Annotated in this window: 21 protein-coding genes; 10 read left to right on the top strand and 11 right to left on the bottom strand. The window is 70.7% G+C overall.

What is annotated here, in order from left to right; genetic code table 11:
• Positions 1 to 26: 26 nt before the first annotated feature.
• Both sufC and ABH929_RS17295 read left to right on the top strand, forming a co-directional pair.
• Complete coding sequence (gene sufC, locus ABH929_RS17290; protein WP_111083971.1) at positions 27 to 809, top strand: Fe-S cluster assembly ATPase SufC; 783 nt, start codon at positions 27 to 29, stop codon at positions 807 to 809.
• Positions 809 to 1,138 (top strand): metal-sulfur cluster assembly factor, encoded by a 330-nt coding sequence (locus ABH929_RS17295; RefSeq protein ID WP_111083972.1) that lies wholly within the window; start codon positions 809 to 811, stop codon positions 1,136 to 1,138. The genes sufC and ABH929_RS17295 overlap by 1 nt, the downstream gene beginning before the upstream one ends.
• 374 nt (positions 1,139 to 1,512) lie before the next feature.
• On the opposite strand, the gene ABH929_RS17300 is transcribed toward ABH929_RS17295, so the two are convergent.
• Positions 1,513 to 2,112 carry a biotin transporter BioY gene (locus ABH929_RS17300; RefSeq protein ID WP_404562100.1) on the bottom strand — a complete coding sequence of 200 codons (600 nt, stop codon included), beginning with the start codon at positions 2,110 to 2,112 and terminating at the stop codon, positions 1,513 to 1,515.
• 115 nt (positions 2,113 to 2,227) lie between these two features.
• On the opposite strand from ABH929_RS17300, the gene ABH929_RS17305 reads away from it, so the two are divergent.
• The gene (locus tag ABH929_RS17305; RefSeq protein ID WP_404562101.1) at positions 2,228 to 3,826 is read left to right on the top strand and encodes an ABC-F family ATP-binding cassette domain-containing protein; all 1,599 of its coding nucleotides are present in this window, start codon (positions 2,228 to 2,230) and stop codon (positions 3,824 to 3,826) included.
• Between the two features lie 329 nt (positions 3,827 to 4,155).
• Here the strand turns inward: ABH929_RS17305 and ABH929_RS17310 are convergent, their stop codons facing one another.
• From ABH929_RS17310 to ABH929_RS17320, 3 genes are read right to left on the bottom strand one after another with little or no spacing between them, the layout of a single operon-like run.
• Positions 4,156 to 5,136 (bottom strand): SURF1 family protein, encoded by a 981-nt coding sequence (locus ABH929_RS17310; protein ID WP_404562102.1) that lies wholly within the window; start codon positions 5,134 to 5,136, stop codon positions 4,156 to 4,158.
• Positions 5,133 to 5,441 (bottom strand): hypothetical protein, encoded by a 309-nt coding sequence (locus ABH929_RS17315; protein WP_404562104.1) that lies wholly within the window; start codon positions 5,439 to 5,441, stop codon positions 5,133 to 5,135. Before ABH929_RS17315 ends, ABH929_RS17310 begins: the two co-directional genes overlap by 4 nt.
• Positions 5,441 to 5,863 carry a DUF3099 domain-containing protein gene (locus ABH929_RS17320; protein ID WP_123312561.1) on the bottom strand — a complete coding sequence of 141 codons (423 nt, stop codon included), beginning with the start codon at positions 5,861 to 5,863 and terminating at the stop codon, positions 5,441 to 5,443. The genes ABH929_RS17315 and ABH929_RS17320 overlap by 1 nt, the downstream gene beginning before the upstream one ends.
• A 165-nt stretch (positions 5,864 to 6,028) precedes the next feature.
• Between ABH929_RS17320 and fabG the strand changes: the two genes are divergently transcribed.
• Positions 6,029 to 6,742, top strand: a complete 714-nt coding sequence (gene fabG, locus ABH929_RS17325; RefSeq protein ID WP_027465673.1) for a 3-oxoacyl-ACP reductase FabG — start codon at positions 6,029 to 6,031, stop codon at positions 6,740 to 6,742.
• A gap of 134 nt (positions 6,743 to 6,876) precedes the next feature.
• Here fabG and serB read toward each other — a convergent pair whose 3' ends face one another.
• Together serB and glgC are read right to left on the bottom strand one after the other, a co-directional pair.
• On the bottom strand, positions 6,877 to 7,515 hold the full coding sequence (gene serB / locus ABH929_RS17330) for a phosphoserine phosphatase SerB (RefSeq protein WP_404562106.1): 639 nt from the start codon (positions 7,513 to 7,515) through the stop codon (positions 6,877 to 6,879).
• Between the two features lie 81 nt (positions 7,516 to 7,596).
• Positions 7,597 to 8,838, bottom strand: coding sequence for a glucose-1-phosphate adenylyltransferase (glgC, locus tag ABH929_RS17335; protein WP_263090871.1), 1,242 nt, complete (start codon positions 8,836 to 8,838; stop codon positions 7,597 to 7,599).
• Between the two features lie 47 nt (positions 8,839 to 8,885).
• Here glgC and glgA point away from each other — a divergent pair, with 47 nt between their 5' ends.
• The 3 genes from glgA (at position 8,886) to ABH929_RS17350 (ending at position 11,234) form a co-directional block, all read left to right on the top strand.
• The gene (glgA, locus tag ABH929_RS17340) at positions 8,886 to 10,085 is read left to right on the top strand and encodes a glycogen synthase (RefSeq protein WP_404562107.1); all 1,200 of its coding nucleotides are present in this window, start codon (positions 8,886 to 8,888) and stop codon (positions 10,083 to 10,085) included.
• Positions 10,086 to 10,094: 9 nt separating this feature from the next.
• Positions 10,095 to 10,877 carry an ABC transporter ATP-binding protein gene (locus ABH929_RS17345; protein WP_404562108.1) on the top strand — a complete coding sequence of 261 codons (783 nt, stop codon included), beginning with the start codon at positions 10,095 to 10,097 and terminating at the stop codon, positions 10,875 to 10,877.
• A gap of 108 nt (positions 10,878 to 10,985) precedes the next feature.
• Complete coding sequence (locus tag ABH929_RS17350) at positions 10,986 to 11,234, top strand: type B 50S ribosomal protein L31 (protein WP_017887280.1); 249 nt, start codon at positions 10,986 to 10,988, stop codon at positions 11,232 to 11,234.
• Between the two features lie 79 nt (positions 11,235 to 11,313).
• Here the strand turns inward: ABH929_RS17350 and ABH929_RS17355 are convergent, their stop codons facing one another.
• Entirely contained in the window at positions 11,314 to 12,057 is a 744-nt protein-coding gene (locus ABH929_RS17355) for a 3'-5' exonuclease (protein ID WP_404562122.1), read from the bottom strand.
• 58 nt (positions 12,058 to 12,115) lie between these two features.
• Positions 12,116 to 13,825 carry a maltose alpha-D-glucosyltransferase gene (treS, locus tag ABH929_RS17360; protein WP_404562109.1) on the bottom strand — a complete coding sequence of 570 codons (1,710 nt, stop codon included), beginning with the start codon at positions 13,823 to 13,825 and terminating at the stop codon, positions 12,116 to 12,118.
• 113 nt (positions 13,826 to 13,938) lie between these two features.
• On the opposite strand from treS, the gene ABH929_RS17365 reads away from it, so the two are divergent.
• A complete protein-coding gene (locus ABH929_RS17365; RefSeq protein ID WP_404562110.1) occupies positions 13,939 to 14,991 on the top strand; it encodes an alpha/beta fold hydrolase in 1,053 nt (350 codons plus the stop codon).
• Positions 14,988 to 16,070, top strand: coding sequence for a glycosyltransferase family 4 protein (locus tag ABH929_RS17370; protein ID WP_404562112.1), 1,083 nt, complete (start codon positions 14,988 to 14,990; stop codon positions 16,068 to 16,070). Before ABH929_RS17365 ends, ABH929_RS17370 begins: the two co-directional genes overlap by 4 nt.
• Before the next feature lie 103 nt (positions 16,071 to 16,173).
• Here ABH929_RS17370 and ABH929_RS17375 read toward each other — a convergent pair whose 3' ends face one another.
• The 3 genes from ABH929_RS17375 to ABH929_RS17385 form a co-directional block, all read right to left on the bottom strand.
• A complete protein-coding gene (locus ABH929_RS17375; RefSeq protein WP_404562113.1) occupies positions 16,174 to 16,914 on the bottom strand; it encodes a hypothetical protein in 741 nt (246 codons plus the stop codon).
• Between the two features lie 217 nt (positions 16,915 to 17,131).
• A complete protein-coding gene (locus tag ABH929_RS17380) occupies positions 17,132 to 17,770 on the bottom strand; it encodes a histidine phosphatase family protein (RefSeq protein WP_263090880.1) in 639 nt (212 codons plus the stop codon).
• 7 nt (positions 17,771 to 17,777) lie between these two features.
• Positions 17,778 to 18,668 (bottom strand): Sir2 family NAD-dependent protein deacetylase, encoded by an 891-nt coding sequence (locus ABH929_RS17385; protein ID WP_404562114.1) that lies wholly within the window; start codon positions 18,666 to 18,668, stop codon positions 17,778 to 17,780.
• Between the two features lie 109 nt (positions 18,669 to 18,777).
• On the opposite strand from ABH929_RS17385, the gene ABH929_RS17390 reads away from it, so the two are divergent.
• On the top strand, positions 18,778 to 19,596 hold the full coding sequence (locus ABH929_RS17390) for an RNA methyltransferase (RefSeq protein WP_340197676.1): 819 nt from the start codon (positions 18,778 to 18,780) through the stop codon (positions 19,594 to 19,596).
• The last annotated feature ends 12 nt before the right edge of the window (positions 19,597 to 19,608 follow it).

A 19,608-nucleotide genomic window follows, 5' to 3' on the forward strand; every position in this document is an offset into this window, starting at 1 on the left:
GACAGAAAACCGAAGGAACCCACGCAATGTCCACTCTGGAAATCCGCGACCTCCAGGTCTCGATCGACACCGATCAGGGCACCAAGGAGATCCTCAAGGGTGTCGACCTCACGATCAACGAGGGCGAAATCCACGCGATCATGGGGCCGAACGGCTCCGGCAAGTCCACGCTGGCGTACACGATCGCCGGTCACCCCCGGTACAACGTCGTCGGTGGGTCGATCACCCTCGACGGCGAGGACGTCCTCGCGATGAGCGTCGACGAGCGCGCCCGTGCCGGCATGTTCCTGGCGATGCAGTACCCGGTCGAGATCCCCGGCGTGACGGTGTCGAACTTCCTCCGCACCGCCAAGACGGCGATCGACGGCGAGGCCCCGGCCCTGCGCGGTTGGATCAAGGAGCTCCGCCAGTCGATGGCCGACCTCAAGATGGACTCGTCGTTCGCCGAGCGCAACGTCAACGAGGGCTTCTCCGGTGGCGAGAAGAAGCGCCACGAGATCATGCAGCTCGAGCTCCTGAAGCCCCGCTTCGCCGTGCTCGACGAGACCGACTCCGGCCTCGACGTCGACGCGCTGAAGATCGTGTCCGAGGGCGTGAACCGCGCCAAGGCCGCGACCGGCCTGGGCGTGCTGCTCATCACGCACTACACGCGCATCCTGCGCTACATCAAGCCGGACTTCGTGCACGTGTTCGTCGCGGGCAAGGTCGCCGAGCAGGGTGGCCCGGAACTCGCCGACCGCCTCGAGAACGAGGGCTACGACCGCTACGTGCAGGCTGCGGCCGCGTCCGCCGCTGAGGCGCAGGCCTGATGATCGCGGCACTCGCCCCGGAGAAGTTCGACGAGGTCGTCGAGGGTCTGAAAGAGGTCCAGGACCCGGAGCTCGGCGTCAACATCGTCGACCTCGGCCTGATCTACGACCTGGCCTGGGACGACGAGGCCTCGGCGCTCGTGATCAGCATGACGCTGACCAGTGCCGGCTGCCCGCTCACCGACGTCATCGAGGGCGACACCGCGAACGCCCTCGACGGCATCGTGGACGCCTTCCGCATCAACTGGGTCTGGATGCCGCCGTGGGGTCCGGAGCGGATCACCGACGACGGGCGCGAGATGATGCGCGCGCTCGGGTTCGCGATCTAGTCGCGACCACACCGCAGACGGGAGGCCCGGTGCCAGCTGGCACCGGGCCTCCCGTCTGTCCGTGGTGGCGCCACGCGCGGGGCGCGCCGCCGAGCGGTCGCGACCGCCCGCTTGCGTCCGCCGACTGGTCACGTTCTGTCGGCTGACCGCGCTCCAGGCGGCTGATCGCGACCACTCGGTCTCCAGGCGACGGGGAGTCGTGACCGAACGACGCGCCCCGCAGGCGGCGTGTCCTGCGACTCGGCGAGCCGCACGGACCGCACCGGCAGCCCGGCCGCGCATCGGCAGCCCGGCCGCGCACCGGCAGCCCGGCCGCGCATCGGACGCAGAACGGCCCCGCACCGATCGGTGCGGGGCCGTTGTCGTGCGACGGGTCAGCGGCGGCCGAGCGCCTTCCACGCGAGCGGCACGATGCCCGCGGCGATGAGCGCCTTCGCGATCCCACCGACGATGAACGGGTACAGGCCGGCGGCGAGCACCGACTGCAGGTCGTTGGGTGCGCCGAGCTGCCCGAGCACGACCGCCAGGTACGGCAGGCCGGTCACGAACGGGATGGCGCTCGCGAGCAGCATCGCCACCGCGGCGCGCCCGAAGTGACGGTCCCAGTTGCGGCGGGCGAGCCAGCCGACGACGCCCGCGGCGGGGACGAACCCGATGACGTAGCCGAAGCTCGGCACGGCCAGGGCCTGCAGGCCGCCGGTCATGTCGGCGAAGAACGGTGCACCCGCGAGGCCGGCGACGGCGTAGACGAGCAGCGAGAGCATGCCGCGGCGGGCACCCAGGGTCGCGCCGACGAGCACGACGGCGAGCGTCTGCCCGGTGATCGGGACCGGCCACATCGGGACCTCGAGCTGTGCCATCGCGGCGGTGAACAGGGCTCCGCCGGCGACGAGGGCGGCGTTCGTGGCCAGCCCGTGCGTCCGCAGACGGTCGGCGAGGACTGCGCGGGGAGCGAACCCGGTGGCGTTCGTCATGGATTCTCCTAGAATGGACTGCTGGTCCCGTTCGGAACCATCGGTCCCGTCAGCGTAGCGGTGCACCTCACGCACACGTCGTTGTGCAAACCCACCAACTGATTGGACGTCCACTGTGCTTGCCGTGCACGAACTCGAGATCCGCGTCGGAGCTCGTCTCCTCATGGAAGACGTGTCCTTCCGTGTCGAGAAGGGTGACAAGATCGGACTCGTCGGCCGCAACGGCGCGGGGAAGACGACGATGACCAAGGCCCTCGCGGGTGAGACGCAGCCCACCGGCGGCAAGATCGAGCGCGGTGGTGAGATCGGCTACCTGCCGCAGGACCCGCGTTCCGGCGATCCGGAGGAGACCGCGCGCAAGCGCATCCTCGACGCCCGCGGTCTCGGTGAGCTCGTGGAGGGCATCCGCCTCGCCACGCTCGACATGGCGAGCGAGGACACGGCCGTCGCCGAGAAGGCGATGCGCCGGTACAGCCGACTCGACGACCAGTTCAACGCGCTCGGCGGCTACGCGGCCGAGGCCGAGGCTGCCTCGATCGCGTCGAACCTGAAGCTGCCGGACCGCATCCTCGACCAGCAGCTCAAGACGCTCTCCGGCGGGCAGCGTCGTCGCATCGAGCTCGCGCGGATCCTGTTCTCGGACGCCGAGACGATGATCCTCGACGAGCCCACGAACCACCTCGACGCCGACTCGGTCGTGTGGCTGCGCGAGCACCTGAAGACCTACCCCGGTGGCGTCATCATCATCTCCCACGACGTCGAACTCGTGGACGAGGTCGTCAACCGCGTGTTCTACCTCGACGCCAACCGCCAGACCATCGACATCTACAACATGGGCTGGAAGCTGTACCAGCGGCAGCGTGTCGCAGACGAAGAGCGTCGCCGCAAGGAGCGCGCCGGCGCCGAGAAGAAGGCCGCGACGTTGAAGGACCAGGCCGCTCGGTTCGGTGCGAAGGCCTCGAAGGCCGCCGCAGCGCACCAGATGGTCGCGCGTGCCGACAAGCTGCTCGCGGGTCTCGAGGACGAGCGCGTCGCCGACCGGGTCGCCAAGATCCGCTTCCCCACGCCGGCCCCGTGCGGCCGGACGCCGCTCATGGCCGAGGGGCTGTCGAAGTCCTACGGGTCGCTCGAGATCTTCGCGGGCGTCGACCTGGCGATCGACCGCGGTTCGCGCGTCGTCATCCTCGGGTTCAACGGCGCCGGCAAGACGACCCTGCTCCGCATCCTCGCGGGTGCCGACCTGCCCGACACCGGTGAGATCCAGCCCGGCCACGGTCTGCGCATCGGGTACTACGCGCAGGAGCACGAGAACATCGACGTCAACCGCACCGTGATCGAGAACATGGTGTCGGCGTCGACCGACCTCAACGAGACGGAGGCCCGTCGCGTGCTCGGGTCGTTCCTGTTCACCGGGGACGACGGCTACAAGAAGGCCGGGGTCCTGTCCGGTGGTGAGAAGACGCGTCTGTCGCTCGCGATGATCGTCGTCTCGGGCGCGAACGTGCTGCTGCTCGACGAACCGACGAACAACCTGGACCCGGCGTCGCGCGAGGAGATCCTGAACGCCCTGGCCGGGTTCGAGGGTGCGGTCGTCCTGGTGTCCCACGACGCCGGTGCTGTCGAGGCGCTCAACCCCGAGCGCGTGCTGTTGCTGCCGGACGGCACCGAGGACCACTGGAACAAGGACTACGCGGAGCTCATCGAGCTCGCCTAGCGGGCGGTCACGACACCCCGCTCAGGTTCGCCGAGTGGTCACCATGTGTCGGCACCGTCGCCGGCGAGCGACGGTTCGTGACCGCTCGGCGGCACGCATGCGAGCGCGTCGTGACCAGCGGCCGGGTGGCGTGCGGTGGTCGACGTGACCGGAGGACGGACGGGAGGCCCGTGGCGACGCCGCCACGGGCCTCCCGTCTGCTGTCCCGTTGGTCAAGGCAACCCGCTCGCGTCCGCCGAGTGGTCACCACGTGTCGTCACCGGCGTCGACGGGCGACGGTTCCTGACCGCTCGGCGGCACGCGTGCGGCGAGCGGCCCGGTGCAGCGCGTCAGCGGCGGGACGCGATCAGGTCGTCCTCGATCTCCGCGTCGGTCTTCGGCTTGGCGTCCTTGCGGCGCTGCCGCTCCTGGGCGCGCTCGCGTTCCTCCGGGTCGTCCTGGTTGAGGTTCCGGTACTCCTGCACCATCACGTACGCCAGGAACCCGAAGCCGCCGGCCGCGAACAGGAACCACTGGATGAAGTAGCTCAGGTGCAGGCCGGTGTCGGCAGTGGGGCGCTCCCAGCCGAGCGGGCGCGCCTCGGTCGGGGCGGGGGACTCGGAGGCGAGCTCGCCGTACGCGCCGGTCCAGATGGGGGTGTCGACCTTCTTCGCGACGTCCGCCAGCGTGACCGACTGCACCTGGTCGGTGTGCGCGGGGTCGGTGCGGCCGGGGATCCGGGGCTCGCTCTGTTGCAGCCGGACGATCGCCGTGACCTCGCCCGACGGGGGAGCGGGCACGTGGTCGGGCGCGTCCTGCGCGTTGCCGGTGGGGACCCAGCCGCGGTCGACGATGAACGCGCGGCCGTCGTCGGTGACCAGGGGGGTGAGGACCTCGAAGCCGGGCTGGCCGTTGTGCACGCGGTTGCGGACGAGCAGCTGTGCGTCGATGTCGTAGCGGCCGGTCACGGCGACGCGCAGCCACTCCTGCTCGTCCTGCCAGCTCGACGCCGTCGGCAGCGCCTGGTCGAGGGGCACCGGAGTGTGGTCGTAGTTCTGGGCGACCTGCTCGTTCTGACGTACGGCTTCGTTGCGGCGGTCCCACTGCCACATGCCGAACAGGGCGCAGACGATGGCGAAGGCCACGGCGATCGCGAAGTACCCGAGCCAGCGGCGACTCCGGACGAAGTGCCAGCCGACGAAGGGCTCGTCCGGGTGCGTGGTGGGACGTTCGTCGTCCGGTACGGATCGCCGTGCGTGGTCGGCGGCGCGCTGCAGCTTGGCAGCGTGCTTCCGGCCGTACCGGGAGTGCGGGTCGAAGTCGTCGGTCATCGACCGGTGCCGGTGGAGCGCACCCCGACGTCGTTCTTCGGCGACGATGCCGGATCGCGTTCGTCGTCGAGCCGGTCGACGTCCTCGTGCATGCCGGTGACGCGCACCGGGAAGGTGCGGGACCGCAGGTAGTCGGCGAGGAAGTCGCGGTGTTCGTCGCACGCGGCCCAGATCTTCACGCGGTCGGCGGAGTGGATCCGGGGGTTGCGCCAGTTCACCCGCCAGGCTGCCGTGTTGGAGCAGCCGGCCCGGGAGCAGACGGGGGTCGAGCCCGGCTCGGTGTGCAGGTCGAAGGTCGCGCCCATCAGCGGTGTCCCCACATCTTCGAGCGGTCGCCGTTGCGCTGCCACTCGTCCTGTGCGTGCTGCGCCTGCTGCCGGAGGCGGTCCTGCTCGTCGCGGTAGGCCTGGGCGCGGTCCTCTTCCTGCTGCTCGCGGAGGCCCGGGTCGACCGCGTCGTAGAGCTGCATGGCACCGGCGGGCGAGATCATGTCGCTCTCGGTCCGGCTGCCGGCGTTCGCGACGATGACGGCGACCCAGGGGATCACCGCGGCGAGGACGATCGGCACGACGGCGATCCAGGAGTGCCAGATGGAGTAGACGAGCACGGCCACGACGAAGAGCACGACGCGGATCGCCATCTGCCACACGTAGCGGGACAGGCGGTGCGCCCGGTCCAGCTCCGGCGAATCCGGGAGCGTGGTGATGCTGGTGTGCGTGCTCTTCATACAGATGGTCTCCGTCTACCCGTGGTCCAGCCTAAGCCTCCGGGGCCGATCGTGGGTGCGCCGCGCGCGAACGGGCTGCGGTGCTGGCTCCGCTACGCTCGTCCGGGCGTGTCCGCCGACCCGTCGGCACCACACGACCGCACACCACCACCGAACGGAGCGACCATGAGCACCCCCCGTACCGTCCTGATCACCGGCGGCAACCGCGGCATCGGCCACGCCCTCGCCGAGCGTTTCGTCGCCGCCGGGCACCGCGTCGCGGTCACGTCGCGCAGCGGACAGGGCGGACCCGAAGGGGCCCTCACCGTGCAGGCCGACATCACCGACACGGCCTCGGTGGACGCGGCCTTCACGCAGGTCGAAGCCGAGCTCGGTCCGATCGAGGTGCTCGTGGCGAACGCCGGCATCACGAACGACCAGCTGCTGCTCCGCATGTCCGAGGACGACTTCACGAGTGTCGTCGACACCAACCTGACCGGCACGTTCCGGGTCGTGAAGCGTGCCACCAAGGGCATGATGAAGGCGAAGTTCGGCCGCATCGTGCTCATGTCGAGCGTCGTCGGCGCCTACGGCCAGATCGGCCAGGTCAACTACGCGTCCTCGAAGGCCGCCCTGGTCGGCATGGCCCGCTCGATCACCCGTGAGCTCGGCTCGCGCGGCATCACCGCCAACGTCGTCGCGCCCGGGTTCATCCAGACCGACATGACGGCTGCGCTGTCCGACGAACTGCAGGCCGAGTTCAAGAAGGCGATCCCGGCGGCCCGCTACGGGACCGTCGACGACGTCGCCGACGCCACGCTGTTCCTGGCGAGCGACGGGGCCGGCTACGTCTCCGGCGCGATCATCCCGGTCGACGGTGGCCTCGGGATGGGCCACTAGCCAGCCCGGCCCGGCCCGCCCGGCCCGCCCGGCCCGGCCCGCCCGGCCCGAGTCTCGGACTGAGCGACACTGCTCGGGCCGCGCGGGCCGAGAAGTGTCGCCGTGCGCGAGACTCGGCTGCGAGGAGCGGAGCGTCAGCCGCGCAGTCCGAGCGTCGCGAGCACGGCGGACAGGTCGCGGTCCACGACGGCGACGTCCGCCTGCTCCCGCACGCGCGGCTTCGCGTCGAACGCCACCGACAGGGCGGCGACGCGCATCATCTCGAGGTCGTTCGCCCCGTCGCCGATCGCGACGGTGCGGACCGCGTCCACGCCGTCGGCCTCGGCCCACTCCCGCAGGGCGACGGCCTTGGCGTGCGCGTCCACGACGTCGCCGAGCACACGTCCGGTCAGCACGCCGTCGGCCACCTCGAGCCGGTTCGCCCGGCAGTGGTCGAGACCGAGCTGCTCGGCGAACGGGTCGAGGACCTCGTGGAACCCGCCGGACACGACACCGACGGTCCCCCCGGCGGCGTGCACGCCGCGGACGAGTTGGTCGGCTCCCCGCGTCACGCGGACCGCTCGCTGTGCGCGTCGGAAGACGTCGACCGGGAGGCCCGCCAGGGTTGCGACACGCTCCCGGAGGCTCTCGGCGAAGTCGATCTCCCCGCGCATGGCGCGCTCCGTGATCGCCTCGACCTGTGGTCGGGTCCCGGCGGTGTCGGCGAGGAGTTCGATCACCTCGTCCTCGAGGAGGGTGGAATCGGCATCGAGGACGACGAGGAAGCGGGGCACGGACCAACGGTACCGACAGACGGAGGCACGACTCGCGTCCGTGACGCGAGCCGTGCCTCCTGACCGGTTTCCTGGGTCGTCCTACGCGTCGACGCGGACGCCCTTGCCGACCACGGTGATGCCCGACTCGGTCACGGTGAAGCCGCGGGCCTCGTCGGCCTCACGGTCGATGCCGACCTGCGCACCCGGCGCGATGACGACGTCCTTGTCCAGGATCGCCCGGTTCACGACCGAACCGGCGCCGATCGTCGCCCGCTCGAAGACGATCGAGTCGAGGACCTTCGCGCCGGAGTCGATCCCGCACCACGGGCCGATCATGCTGCGTTCGACCTGCGCGCCCGACACCAGGCAGCCGAGCGACACGAGCGAGTCGACCGTCGAGCCGGTGTTGCCGTTGGCGTCCCGCACGAACTTCGCCGGGGGCAGGTTGGTCTGCTGGTTGAAGATCGGCCAGTCCTGGTTGTACAGGTTGAACACCGGCACCGGGGCGATGAGGTCCATGTGCGCGTCGAAGAACGAGTCGATCGTCCCCACGTCGCGCCAGTAGTACTTGTCGCGGTCGGTGGACCCGGGGACCTCGTTGCGCTGCAGGTCGTAGACACCGGCGTCGCCGCGGTCGACGAAGTCGGGGACGATGTCACCGCCCATGTCGTGCGCGGACGACTCGACCTGGCCGTCGCGGAGCACCGCGTCGACGAGGGCGTCCGCGTTGAACACGTAGTTGCCCATCGAGGCCAGGACCTCGCCGGGGGAGTCGGCGAGCCCGACCGGGTCCTTCGGCTTCTCGAGGAAGGCATCGATCTTCGTCGGGTCGTCGGCGTCCACCTGGATGACGCCGAACTGGTCGGCGAGCTCGATGGGCTGACGGATCGCCGCGACGGTGGCACTGCGGCCCGAGGCGATGTGCGCCTCGACCATCTGGTGGAAGTCCATCCGGTACACGTGGTCGGCGCCCACGACGACGACGATGTCGGGGCGCTCGTCGCGGAGCAGGTTGAGCGACTGCAGGATCGCGTCGGCCGACCCGGCGAACCAGCGCTTGCCGAGTCGCTGCTGCGCGGGGACCGACGCCACGTAGGACCCGAGCAGGCCCTCCATGCGCCAGGTCTCGGCGACGTGCCGGTCGAGACTGTGCGACTTGTACTGGGTGAGGACGACGATCTTCTGCAGACCGGAGTTCACCAGGTTCGACAGCGCGAAGTCGATGAGACGGAAGTTCCCGCCGAACGGGACTGCGGGCTTCGCCCGGTCGGCCGTGAGCGGCATGAGCCGCTTCCCCTCGCCGCCAGCGAGCACGATGCCGAAGACCTTCTTTGGTGCCATGCCGCTCACAGTAGGCGTCAGCACTGGGAACCGGTTACGTTGAACCCGTGCGAGTCGATCTACTGACCAGGGAGTATCCGCCGGAGGTCTACGGCGGAGCGGGTGTCCACGTGGCCGAACTGACTGCTGCGTTGCGGTCGGGAACCGACACCGACGTCCGGGTCCGGGCCTTCGGGGCCTTCCGCGACGAAGCCGACGTCTGGGGGTACCGCACGCCGGCCGGCCTCGAGCAGGCGAACGGTGCACTGCAGGCGCTCGGCACCGACGTGGCCATCGCCGCCGACGTCGAGGGCGCCGACCTCGTGCACTCGCACACCTGGTACGCGAACTCGGCGGGCCGGATCGCGCAGTTGACCTACGGGATCCCCCACGTCGTCACGGCGCACAGCCTCGAGCCGCTCCGCCCGTGGAAGGCCGAGCAGCTCGGCGGTGGCTACCGCCTGTCGAGCTGGATGGAACGCGAGGCGTTCGAGAACGCCGACGGTGTGATCGCGGTGTCGAAGGCCATGCGCGCCGACATCCTGCGCTCGTACCCGTCGATCGACCCGGCCAAGGTGCACGTCGTCTACAACGGCATCGACATCGACGCCTGGAAGCCGCAGGTCGACGAGGACGCCGTCCGCGCCCTCGGCATCGACCCGTCGCGCCCCAGTGTCGTCTTCGTCGGTCGCATCACCCGGCAGAAGGGCCTGCCCTACCTGCTCCGCGCCGTGGCGTCGCTCCCCGAGGACGTCCAGATCGTGCTGTGCGCCGGCGCCCCGGACACCCCGGAGATCCTCGCCGAGGTCACCGGGCTGGTCGAGGGCCTGCGCGAGCAGCGCGAGGGCGTCGTGTGGATCGACCGGATGCTCGCGCACGAGGAGATCGTGAACGTGCTGTCCTCGGGCACCGTGTTCGTGTGCCCGTCGATCTACGAACCGCTCGGCATCGTGAACCTCGAGGCCATGGCGTGCGGCATCCCCGTCGTCGGGACCGGCACCGGGGGCATCCCCGAGGTCGTCGCGGACGGCTTCACCGGTCGCATCGTGCCGATCGACCAGGCGCAGGACGGCACCGGCACCCCGACCGACCCCGAGAAGTACGTGGCGGACCTGGCCGCGACCCTGGGCGAGGTGCTCGCCGACGAGGGGCTCGCGAAGCTCATGGGCCGCGCCGGACGCCTGCGCGTCGAGTCCGAGTTCACCTGGGACGCGATCGCGACGAGGACACGGCAGGTCTACGACGAGGTGCTCGGCCGGACCCCGTAGGCTGGTCGCATGCCCTCGGTCGTGCGCTTGTCAGACGTCTCCGTGGTCCGCAACGGGGCCACCATCCTCGACTCGATCTCGTGGGGGGTGCAGGACGACGAACGCTGGGTCGTGCTCGGCGCGAACGGCGCCGGCAAGACCACGCTGCTGCAGGTCGCCGGTGCCCAGACGTTCCCGACCTCGGGTGACGTCGAGGTGCTCGGCACCGAGCTGGGCGGCGCCGACCTGTTCGAGCTCCGCCCGCGCATCGGCTTCGCGTCGACCGCCCTGGCCCGTCGCATCCCGGTGACCGAGAAGGTCATCGACGTCGTGCTGACGGCCGCGTACTCGGTCACGGGCCGCTGGAACGAGGAGTACGAGGAGCTCGACGTCCGCCGTGCCCAGCGCGTGCTCGAGGAGTGGGGCCTGGGGTCGTTCACCGACCGCACCTTCGGCGAGCTGAGCGACGGCGAGCAGAAGCGCGTCCAGATCGCCCGTGCGGTCATGACCGACCCGGAGATCCTGTTCCTGGACGAACCGGCCGCCTCGCTCGACCTCGGTGCCCGAGAGAGCCTCGTCCGCACCCTCGGCGGCTACGCCCAGAGCGCCGACTCGCCGGCCATCGTGATCGTCACCCACCACGTCGAGGAGATCCCCGCCGGGTTCACCCACGCGCTGGTGCTCGCCGACGGCCACGTGCAGGCCGCCGGGCCCATCGACGAGGTCCTGAACGACCAGACCCTGACCGAGGCGTTCGGCATCGCGCTGTCCGTCACGAAGGACGCCGGTCGGTACACGGCGCGCGCGTCCTAGCGCTGCGATCGCGCCGTCCGTCTGGTAACGTTGACGGCTGGCGCAAGCCGATGACTTCCCGCGCATCTCGCGCAATCCCACCACCGCTACCGCTATCGAGGAAACTCCATGAAGACCGACACCCACCCCGAGTACCGCGCCATCGTCTTCCGTGACCTGGCCTCCGGTGAGACCTTCCTGACGCGTTCGACCGCGAACAGCGACAAGACGATCGAGCTCGACGGTGCCACCTACCCGGTGATCGACGTCGAGATCTCGTCCGCTTCGCACCCGTTCTACACGGGCAAGCAGCGCATCCTCGACTCGGCCGGTCGCGTCGAGAAGTTCAACCAGCGCTTCAAGGGCTTCTCCAAGTAAGCAGCTCCACAGCACGTCGGAACGGGCGGTCCTCCTTCGGGAGAACCGCCCGTTCTGCGTCGTGCGAGCGGTGCGCGGGTCAGGCGCCGTTGCGGTGCGGCCAGCGACCGTCGGCGGTGAAGGACGGGTCGCGCTTCTTGCGCATGTACTCCTGGAACGAGCTCGCCTGCTCGGCGCACCACCCGACCTGCTTGCGGTGCAGTTCCTCTGCCGAGATGCCGAGCTCGTCCTGGTACTTGCCGGCGATGGCCTGGGCGACCCGACCGGCCGCGATGGCGTCGGCGCCGGCGTCGTGCGCGTCGTCGAGGGTGACGCCGTACAGCTCGGACGCCGCCTCGAGCGTGCGCTTGCCCTTGCGGAAGGTGTCGAGGGCCTTGTCGATCACGAGCGGGTCGACGACGTTGCCGATGACGGGGGAGGCGAAGCCGTGCCGCTTCGCCTCGCGGTCGAGGACCGTCAGGTCGTACGGGGCGTTGTAGATCACCAACGGGATGCCGCGGGCGAACACCGCCTCGATCGCGGCGATGATCTCGGCGACGACCTCGGCCGCGGGACGCCCCTCGGCCTGGGCGCGCTCGGTGGTGTAACCGTGCACGGCCGCGGCGCCCTCGGGGATCGCGATGCCCGGGTCGGCGATCCACGCGCCCTCGGCGATGGAGGCACCCGTCATGTCGATGAGGCCGACGTGCGCCGTGACGATCCGCGCCGTCTCGACGTCGACACCGGTGGTCTCGAGGTCGAAGACGCCGAGGGCGTGCCACCAGGGGCGTCCGGAGAGGTCCTGCGCCGGGGAGGGCGTGTCGAGCTGTGCTGTCGGATCCAGCTGTGCTGTGGGGAACGTCACGCGGTCAGGCTAACGGGACGCACCGACACGACCGGTGCTACCCGACCGGCGCGCCGACGTGCAGCCAGTAGAACGACTGCGTCCCGAGGGTCAGCGTGACGGTGCCGTCCTCGTCGAACGCGGGGAACGAACCGCCGCCGAACAGGTCGTAGAGCGGCCGACCGGCGAACTCGGGAGCCGACACCGTGACCGACGTCGGGTTCGTGGCGAACGAGAACACGCACAGGACGTCCTCCGCCGACGGCCCGAACTGCTGCCCGGAGCCCTCCCACGAGCGCACGAACGCGAGCACCGACTCGTTCGAGGTCTCCTGCACGTGCAGGGTCCCGAGCCCGAACACCGGGTGGGCCTTCCGCACGTGGATGACGTTGCGCACCCAGTGCAGCAGGGAGCGGGACTGGGCGAGCTGCGCCTCGACGTTGACCTGCGCGTAGTTGTACACGAGTGACTGCACCACGGGCAGGTACAGCTTGCCCGGGTCTGCCGAGGAGAACCCGGCGTTGCGGTCGGGGGTCCACTGCATCGGCGTGCGGGACGAGTCGCGGTCGGGGAGCCAGATGTTGTCGCCCATGCCGATCTCGTCGCCGTAGTACAGGAACGGCGAGCCCGGCAGCGAGAACAGCAGTGCGTGGATGAGTTCGAGTTCGGCACGCGAGTTGTCGAGCAGGGGAGCGAGGCGGCGGCGGATGCCGATGTTCGAGCGCATCCGGGGGTCGTAGCCGTACCAGCCGTACATGGCCTGCCGGTACTCCTCGCTGACCATCTCGAGCGTGAGCTCGTCGTGGTTGCGGAGGAACACGCCCCAGGCTGCCGCGGACGGCACGTCGAGCGTCTCCGACAGGATCGCGGACAGCTCCTTGGCGTGCTGGGCACGGAGCGAGTAGAAGATGCGGGGCATCACCGGGAAGTCGAACGCCATGTGGCACTCGGGCTCCTCGTCGGTGCCGAAGAAGGCGGCGGTCTCGCGCGGCCACTGGTTCGCCTCGGCGAGCAGGACACGGCCGGGGTACTCGTCATCCACCATCGCGCGCATCTTCTTGATGAACTCGTGGGTCTCCGGCTCGCCCTCGCCGTTGCCCTCTTCCGACTCGAACAGGTACGGGATCGCGTCGAGCCGCAGTCCGTCGACACCGAGGTCGAGCCAGTGCCGCACGACGTCGTACACGGCCTCGACCACCGCGGGGTTCTCGAAGTTCAGGTCGGGCTGGTGCGAGAAGAACCGGTGGAAGAAGAACTGCCGACGGACCGGGTCGAACGTCCAGTTCGACTCCTCGGTGTCGACGAAGATGACCCGGATGTTCGGGTACTCCTCGTCGGTGTCCCGCCAGACGTAGAAGTCACCGAAGGGGCCGTCGGGGTCCTCGCGGGACTGCTGGAACCACTCGTGCTGGTCGCTGGTGTGGTTGATCACCATGTCGATGACGATGCGCATGTTGCGCTCGTGCGACTTCGTGACGAGCTCGCGGAAGTCGTCGAGCGTACCGAACTCCGGCAGGATCGCCTTGTAGTCGGCGATGTCGTACCCGCCGTCGCGCATCGGCGACTGGAAGAACGGCGGCAGCCACAGGGCGTCGACGCCGAGCCACTGCAGGTAGTCGAGCTTGCCGATCACACCCTGCAGGTCACCGATCCCGTCGCCGTTCGAATCGACGAACGAGCGGATCATGCACTCGTAGAAGACCGAGCGCTTGTACCACTGCGGGTCGAGCGTCAGGCCGGGCAGCTGGATCGGGGCTGTGAAGGTCACCGTGCTCCTCGTCGTCATCGACGGGCCGGTCGACGGCCCGCCCCGGACACGATAGGCGCGCGATGCTGCGGGTGTCCGGGGTTTCGTGCGGTTGTCTTCGTAGACTGGCGCCGATGCAACCGCCCGTGCTCTCCCCGTACCAGTCGCTCATGGCCGCCACACCGGTGGTCCACCGGTCCGTGCAGGTCGACGGCCGCACCACGCACTACTGGGAGTACGGGCCGTCCGACGCGACGCAGACCGTCCTGGCGGTGCACGGCTTCCGCGGGGACCACCACGGCCTCGAGACGATCGCCGCGCACCTGCAGGACGTCCGCGTGATCGTCCCCGACCTGCCCGGCTTCGGCGTGTCCGATCCGTTGCCGGTGTCGGACATCGAGTCGTACGTCGGCTGGCTGCGTGCGTTCCACGAGGCGCTCGGGCTCCGCCGCGATGCCGTCGTCCTCGGCCACTCGTTCGGGTCGATCGTGGTGTCCGCCACCGTCGCCGCCGGGCTCGACACCCGGCTGCTCGTCCTCGTGAACCCGATCGCCGCCCCGGCGCTGCAGGGGCCCCGCGCGGTGGGCACCGGGATCGCGATCGGCTACTACAAGGCCGGCGCGGTGCTGCCGAGACCGATCGGGCTCGGGATCCTGCGGAACGCCGCCATCGTGCGGGTGATGAGCATCGCGATGCTCAAGTCGCACGACCGCGGGATGCGCCGGTGGGTGCACGACCAGCACGACCGGTACTTCTCGGCCTTCGCGAACCGCACGAGCGTGCTCGAGGCGTTCCGGACCTCGGTCACCCACGACGTGTCCGAGTACGCGGACCGCATCGACGTGCCGGTGCTGATGATCGCCGCCGAGCACGACGACATCACGGCCGTCCCCGAGCAGCGCGCCCTGGCAGCCCGCCTGCGCGATGCCGAACTCGTGGTCATCCCCGGGGTCGGGCACCTGGTGCACTACGAGACACCGGCACCGGCCGCCGCCGCGGTGCTGCGCCGGATGGCGGACACCGCCGCGCGCTCTGGACGGGGCCGCGGCACCAAGGCGAGCCGACCGTCGGGGGCGGGACGGGCCTCCCGGACGACCGCGGCGAACGCGAGCGCGAGCGCGACGAAGGCGACCGCGCCGAAGTCGGACGACTCGACGGCGAGCGACGCGAAGGAGACCGACGCGTGACCCGCCTACGCATCGGCATCGACTGCCGGTACGTCCGGATCGGCCGCCACGACGGCATCAGCCGGTTCACCGCCGGGGTCGCCCGGAACCTGCCCGACCGGCACGACGTCGTGCTGCTCGTCCACGACGAGCGCCAGCTCGAGTCCCTGCCGCGCGACCTGCCGTGGGAACTGCTGCCGGCGCCGACCGACGCGGGGGAGCCGCTCGTCGCACGGCGGGTGAACCGGCTCGGACTCGACGCAGTGTTCTCACCGATGCAGACCATGGGATCGCGGGGGCGCGACTACGCGCTCGTGCTCACCCTGCACGACCTGATCTACTACCGGAACCGGACACCCCCGCGCGAGTTCTCGTGGCCGCTCCGGCTCGGGTGGCGCGCGTTCCACCTGTCGTGGGTGCCGCAGCGTGTCCTGCTGAACGGAGCCGACGGGGTGGTCACGGTGTCCGAGACCACCGCGGGACTCATCGCCGAGCACCGGCTGACGAAGCGTCCGGTGACAGTGGCGTACAACGCTGCCGACCCGGCGTCGCCGCGCGTGGCCGGTGCGCCACGGGAGCGCTCGCTCGTCTACATGGGGTCGTTCATGCCGTACAAGAACGTCGAGACGCTGGCGGCCGCGCTGCCGCTGCTCGGGGCGGACTGGACCCTGCACTGCATGTCACGCGTGTCCGACGCCGACCGCGCACGGATCGAGGGGCTCGCGCCGGCCGGCTCGATCGTGTTCCACGACGGTGCGACGGACGAGGAGTACCTGTCGGTCCTCCGATCCGCCACGGCCCTGGCGACGGCGTCGTACGACGAGGGCTTCGGCATCCCGCTGGTCGAGGCGATGGGCGTCGGGACCCCGGTCGTGGTGAGCGACATCCCGATCTTCCGCGAGATCGGTGGCGATGCAGCCGAGTACTTCGACCCGGCGTCTCCGTCGGCGGTCGCGGCTGCGGTGCGGCGGGTCGAGGAGCGGTGGGACGAGGCCTCGGCGCAGTCGGTCGAGCGGGCCGCGCGGTTCCGGTGGCGGGACTCGGCGGAGCAGGTCGTGCGGGCGGTCGAGCGGGCCGTGGCCGACCGGCGCGCGCGGTAGCGAGGAGCGGCGCGGCGGCGCGTCGGTCGATGCGATACGACATCGTCGACGTCGTACGACATCGGATTCGTCGTTCAGCGTCGGGCATTTGACCAGCCGACCGCTACTTCGGCGCGATGACCTCGACGCTCGCCCCGGGGAACACCTTGTGCGTCTCCTCGGTCACCCGCGCCACGATCGGCGGGACGGCGGCCCCACGCCCCGGGGTGCGGACGACGATGGCCTGGTCGGCGGCGCGGTCCGAGGGCGTGCCACCGCGCTCCCACGAGCAGCGGACGGCCGTGACCCCACCGATGCGGTCGAGGGTGTCCGCCAGCACCAGGCGCTTCGCGGTCACCGACCGTGAGTCGGACACGCCCACCTCGATGGCGCCGAGGTCGGCGATCGCGACGACCCGGACGCCGTTGCCGCCCGCCGATTCGGTCGCGCGGCTCAGCGTCTCGACCAGGTCGGTGCGCGCGGCGGCGTCGAGGGACGGGGCGGCCGTGATCGTCGCGATGGCGTCGTAGCTCGCGAAGCCCGTCTTCTCGGCCGGGTGGTGGAGGACCTCGGTGACACCCGGCACGTCGGCGAGCCGGTCGTCGAGGCGGTCGAGTGCCAGGTCCGGACGGGGGAACGCGCCCCCGACGCCGGTCTGCACGCTGCCGATGATGGTGCCGAGCACGAGGGCGATCACACCGGCGACGACGACGGTGCCGCCGCCGATGAGCAACCAGGTGCGGGCCCGCTGCCCCATCGTGCGGGTCTGCACGCTGGCGGTCTCGGGGCCGAAGGCACGGTCGAGGTCGTCGTCCTGCTGGTCAGTGGCGTGCCAGCCACCCGGGTCGGTTCCGTCGGTCACCATGTCGCCCCCCTGGTTCGGGTGCGTCGGAGCCTAGTCGCAGGACGGCCGCGCCGTCCGCGCACCGTGGTGCGGGAGCCGCTCGGCGCCCCGTCCCCGCAGCGTGGTGCGGGAGCCGCTCGGCGCGCCGTCCGAGCATCGTGGTGCGGGAGCCGCTCGGCGCCCCGTCCCCGCAGCGTGGTGCGGGAGCCGCTCGGCGCCCGTCCGCGCAGGGCGCTCGTCAGCCCCGGCGTTCCAGGGGGTTCTGGTAGTCGAACGCGTACCGCCCGGGCCCGTCCGAGACGTCGTCGATCGGGTCGTCGAACCGGACGAGCTCCGCGTGGAAGCGTTCGGGGTCCCAGCGGAACGAGTGGATCGAGCCGTTGCGGATCGGGGTGGCGTGCCGGTCGGCGGTTCCGGGTGCCGCCTCGTTCACCACGCTCCGGATCACCGCGCCGTGGGTGGCGACGACCACGACCCCGCCGTCGAAGCGCACCGCGATCTCACCGAGTGTCTCGGTGATGCGGGCGAGCAGCGCGGACCGGGACTCGCGGCCCGGGATGTCGTCGTGCGGGTACTTCGCCGTGACCTCGGTGTCGGTGAGCCCCTCGGCTTCGCCGTAGGAGCGTTCGGCCAGCCCGGCGTACGGCACCGGCGCCGCGAGCCCGAGCCGGTCGGCGATGATCGCCCCGGTCTCGGCGGCGCGGGACAGCGGCGAGGCGACGACCGCGTCGAACTGCCGGCGGGTGAGGAGTTCGGCGGCCTCGGCGGCCTGTCGCCGCCCGGTGTCGTTGAGCGGGATGTCGGTGGAACCCTGGATGCGGCGCTGCGCGTTCCAGTCGGTCTCACCGTGCCGGACCAGGTACAGGAGCGTCGTCACCCGTCGATCATCCCAGAAGGCGAGGCCCGCCGAGCCGCTCGGCCAGGTGCACCAGCGTCTCGGTCGTCCCGCCGTCGAGCTTCACGGCGGCGCGGCGGTCGCTGCGGGTCGCACCGCGGTTCACGATGACCACCGGGTTCTTGCGGCGGGCAGCGTGGTCGACGAGCCGCACGCCGGAGTTCACCGTGAGCGACGACCCCACCACGAGCAGCGCCTCGGCGTCGGCGACGATCGACACCGCCTCGTGGAACTTCTCGGTGGGCACGAACTCGCCGAAGAAGACGACGTCGGGCTTGAGCATCCCGCCGCACACCGAGCAGTCCGGCACCACGAAGCGCTCGACGTCGGTGATCTCGACGTCGCCGTCGGGCTGTAGCTGCACCGAGCCGGGCTCGTCGATCCACGGGTTGGCACGGTCGATGGTCGTGGCGAGGTCGGCACGGGAGAACACCTGCCCGCACGTCAGGCAGAGGGCGCGGTCCATCGACCCGTGGATCTCGACCACGCGACGGGACCCGGCGCGCAGGTGCAGGCCGTCGACGTTCTGCGTGATGACGCCCGTGACGACACCAGCGTCCTCGAGGGCGGCGAGCGCCCGGTGCCCCTCGTTCGGTCGGGCGGCAGCGAAGCTCCGCCAGCCGAGGTGCGAGCCCGCCCAGTACCGCTGCCGTTTGGCGGCGTCGGCACGGAACTCCTGGAAGGTCATCGGCTTGCGCACGATCCGCCCGGCGCCGCGGTAGTCGGGGATGCCGGAGTCGGTGCTCAGGCCGGCGCCGGAGAGCACGGCGACGCGCTTGCCGGCGAGCACCTCGAGCACGCGGTCGAGGTCCGCTGCCGTCGGCAGACCGGTCGGAGTCCCGGTGGTCGGTCCGCTCGTCGACGCAGCATCATCCAGCACCCTGTTCACGGTACCCTCAACAGCCGACCGTCCCGGTCGCTTCCCCCTTCGGCGAGACGCGGCGAGACACCAGCTGGCCCACCACCTGCACCACACCGAAACGAGCCCCGTGCACCCCGTCCGCATCGACTCCCTCGACGACCCTCGCCTCGACGACTTCGCCCGTCTGACCGACGTGGCGCTCCGCCGGGTGAGCGAACCGGAGGGCGGCCTGTACATCGCCGAGTCGAACACGGTCATCGAGCGCGCGGTCCGTGCCGGGCACACCCCTCGGAGCATCCTGGTGCAGGAGAAGTGGCTCGACAGCGTGCTGCCCCTGGTCGCCGACCACGACGGTCCGGTCTTCGTCGGCCCGGACGCCCTGCTCGAGGAGCTCACCGGCTTCCGCATGCACCGTGGCGCGATCGCCGCCGTGCAGCGCCCCGAGCTGCCGACGGTCGCCGAGGTGGTGCGGGACGCGAAGCTCGTCGTCGTGCTCGAGGACATCGTCGACCACACGAACGTCGGTGCCGTCTTCCGCAGCGTCGCCGGCCTGGGCGCGGACGCGGTCCTCGTCAGCCCGCGCTGCGCCGACCCGCTGTACCGCCGGAGCGTCCGGGTGAGCATGGGCACGGTCCTGCAGATCCCGTGGACCCGGATCGGCGAGTGGCCGGCAGCGGGCGAGGAACTGCGCGCGCAGGGTTTCCACCTCGCCGCGATGGCGCTCACCGACGAGTCGGTCGACCTCGCCGAGTTCGCGCGGGACGTCCCGGGCAAGGTCGCGCTCGTCATGGGCACCGAGGGGCAGGGGCTGACGCCCGCCGCGATCGCGTCGGCCGACACCACGGTGCGGATCCCGATGGCGCACGGTGTCGACTCGCTCAACATCGCCGCGGCGAGCGCCGTCGGACTGTGGGCGGTCACCCAGGCCCAGCGGCTCGCTTCCTAGCCACGCCACGGG

This window comes from Curtobacterium sp. AB7 (assembly GCF_044909335.1).
Lineage (GTDB): Bacteria > Actinomycetota > Actinomycetes > Actinomycetales > Microbacteriaceae > Curtobacterium.

Bases quoted from the DNA above. Each gene is read 5' to 3' on its own strand.
- ABH929_RS17350 (WP_017887280.1), top strand. From the start codon at position 10,986: ATGAAGACCGACACCCACCCCGAGTACCGCGCCATCGTCTTCCGTGAC.
- ABH929_RS17300 (WP_404562100.1), bottom strand. From the start codon at position 2,112: ATGACGAACGCCACCGGGTTCGCTCCCCGCGCAGTCCTCGCCGACCGT.
- ABH929_RS17375 (WP_404562113.1), bottom strand. From the start codon at position 16,914: ATGGTGACCGACGGAACCGACCCGGGTGGCTGGCACGCCACTGACCAG.
- ABH929_RS17295 (WP_111083972.1), top strand. From the start codon at position 809: ATGATCGCGGCACTCGCCCCGGAGAAGTTCGACGAGGTCGTCGAGGGT.
- ABH929_RS17345 (WP_404562108.1), top strand. From the start codon at position 10,095: ATGCCCTCGGTCGTGCGCTTGTCAGACGTCTCCGTGGTCCGCAACGGG.
- sufC (WP_111083971.1), top strand. From the start codon at position 27: ATGTCCACTCTGGAAATCCGCGACCTCCAGGTCTCGATCGACACCGAT.
- ABH929_RS17320 (WP_123312561.1), bottom strand. From the start codon at position 5,863: ATGAAGAGCACGCACACCAGCATCACCACGCTCCCGGATTCGCCGGAG.
- ABH929_RS17315 (WP_404562104.1), bottom strand. From the start codon at position 5,441: ATGGGCGCGACCTTCGACCTGCACACCGAGCCGGGCTCGACCCCCGTC.
- ABH929_RS17310 (WP_404562102.1), bottom strand. From the start codon at position 5,136: ATGACCGACGACTTCGACCCGCACTCCCGGTACGGCCGGAAGCACGCT.
- ABH929_RS17365 (WP_404562110.1), top strand. From the start codon at position 13,939: ATGCAACCGCCCGTGCTCTCCCCGTACCAGTCGCTCATGGCCGCCACA.
- glgC (WP_263090871.1), bottom strand. From the start codon at position 8,838: ATGGCACCAAAGAAGGTCTTCGGCATCGTGCTCGCTGGCGGCGAGGGG.
- fabG (WP_027465673.1), top strand. From the start codon at position 6,029: ATGAGCACCCCCCGTACCGTCCTGATCACCGGCGGCAACCGCGGCATC.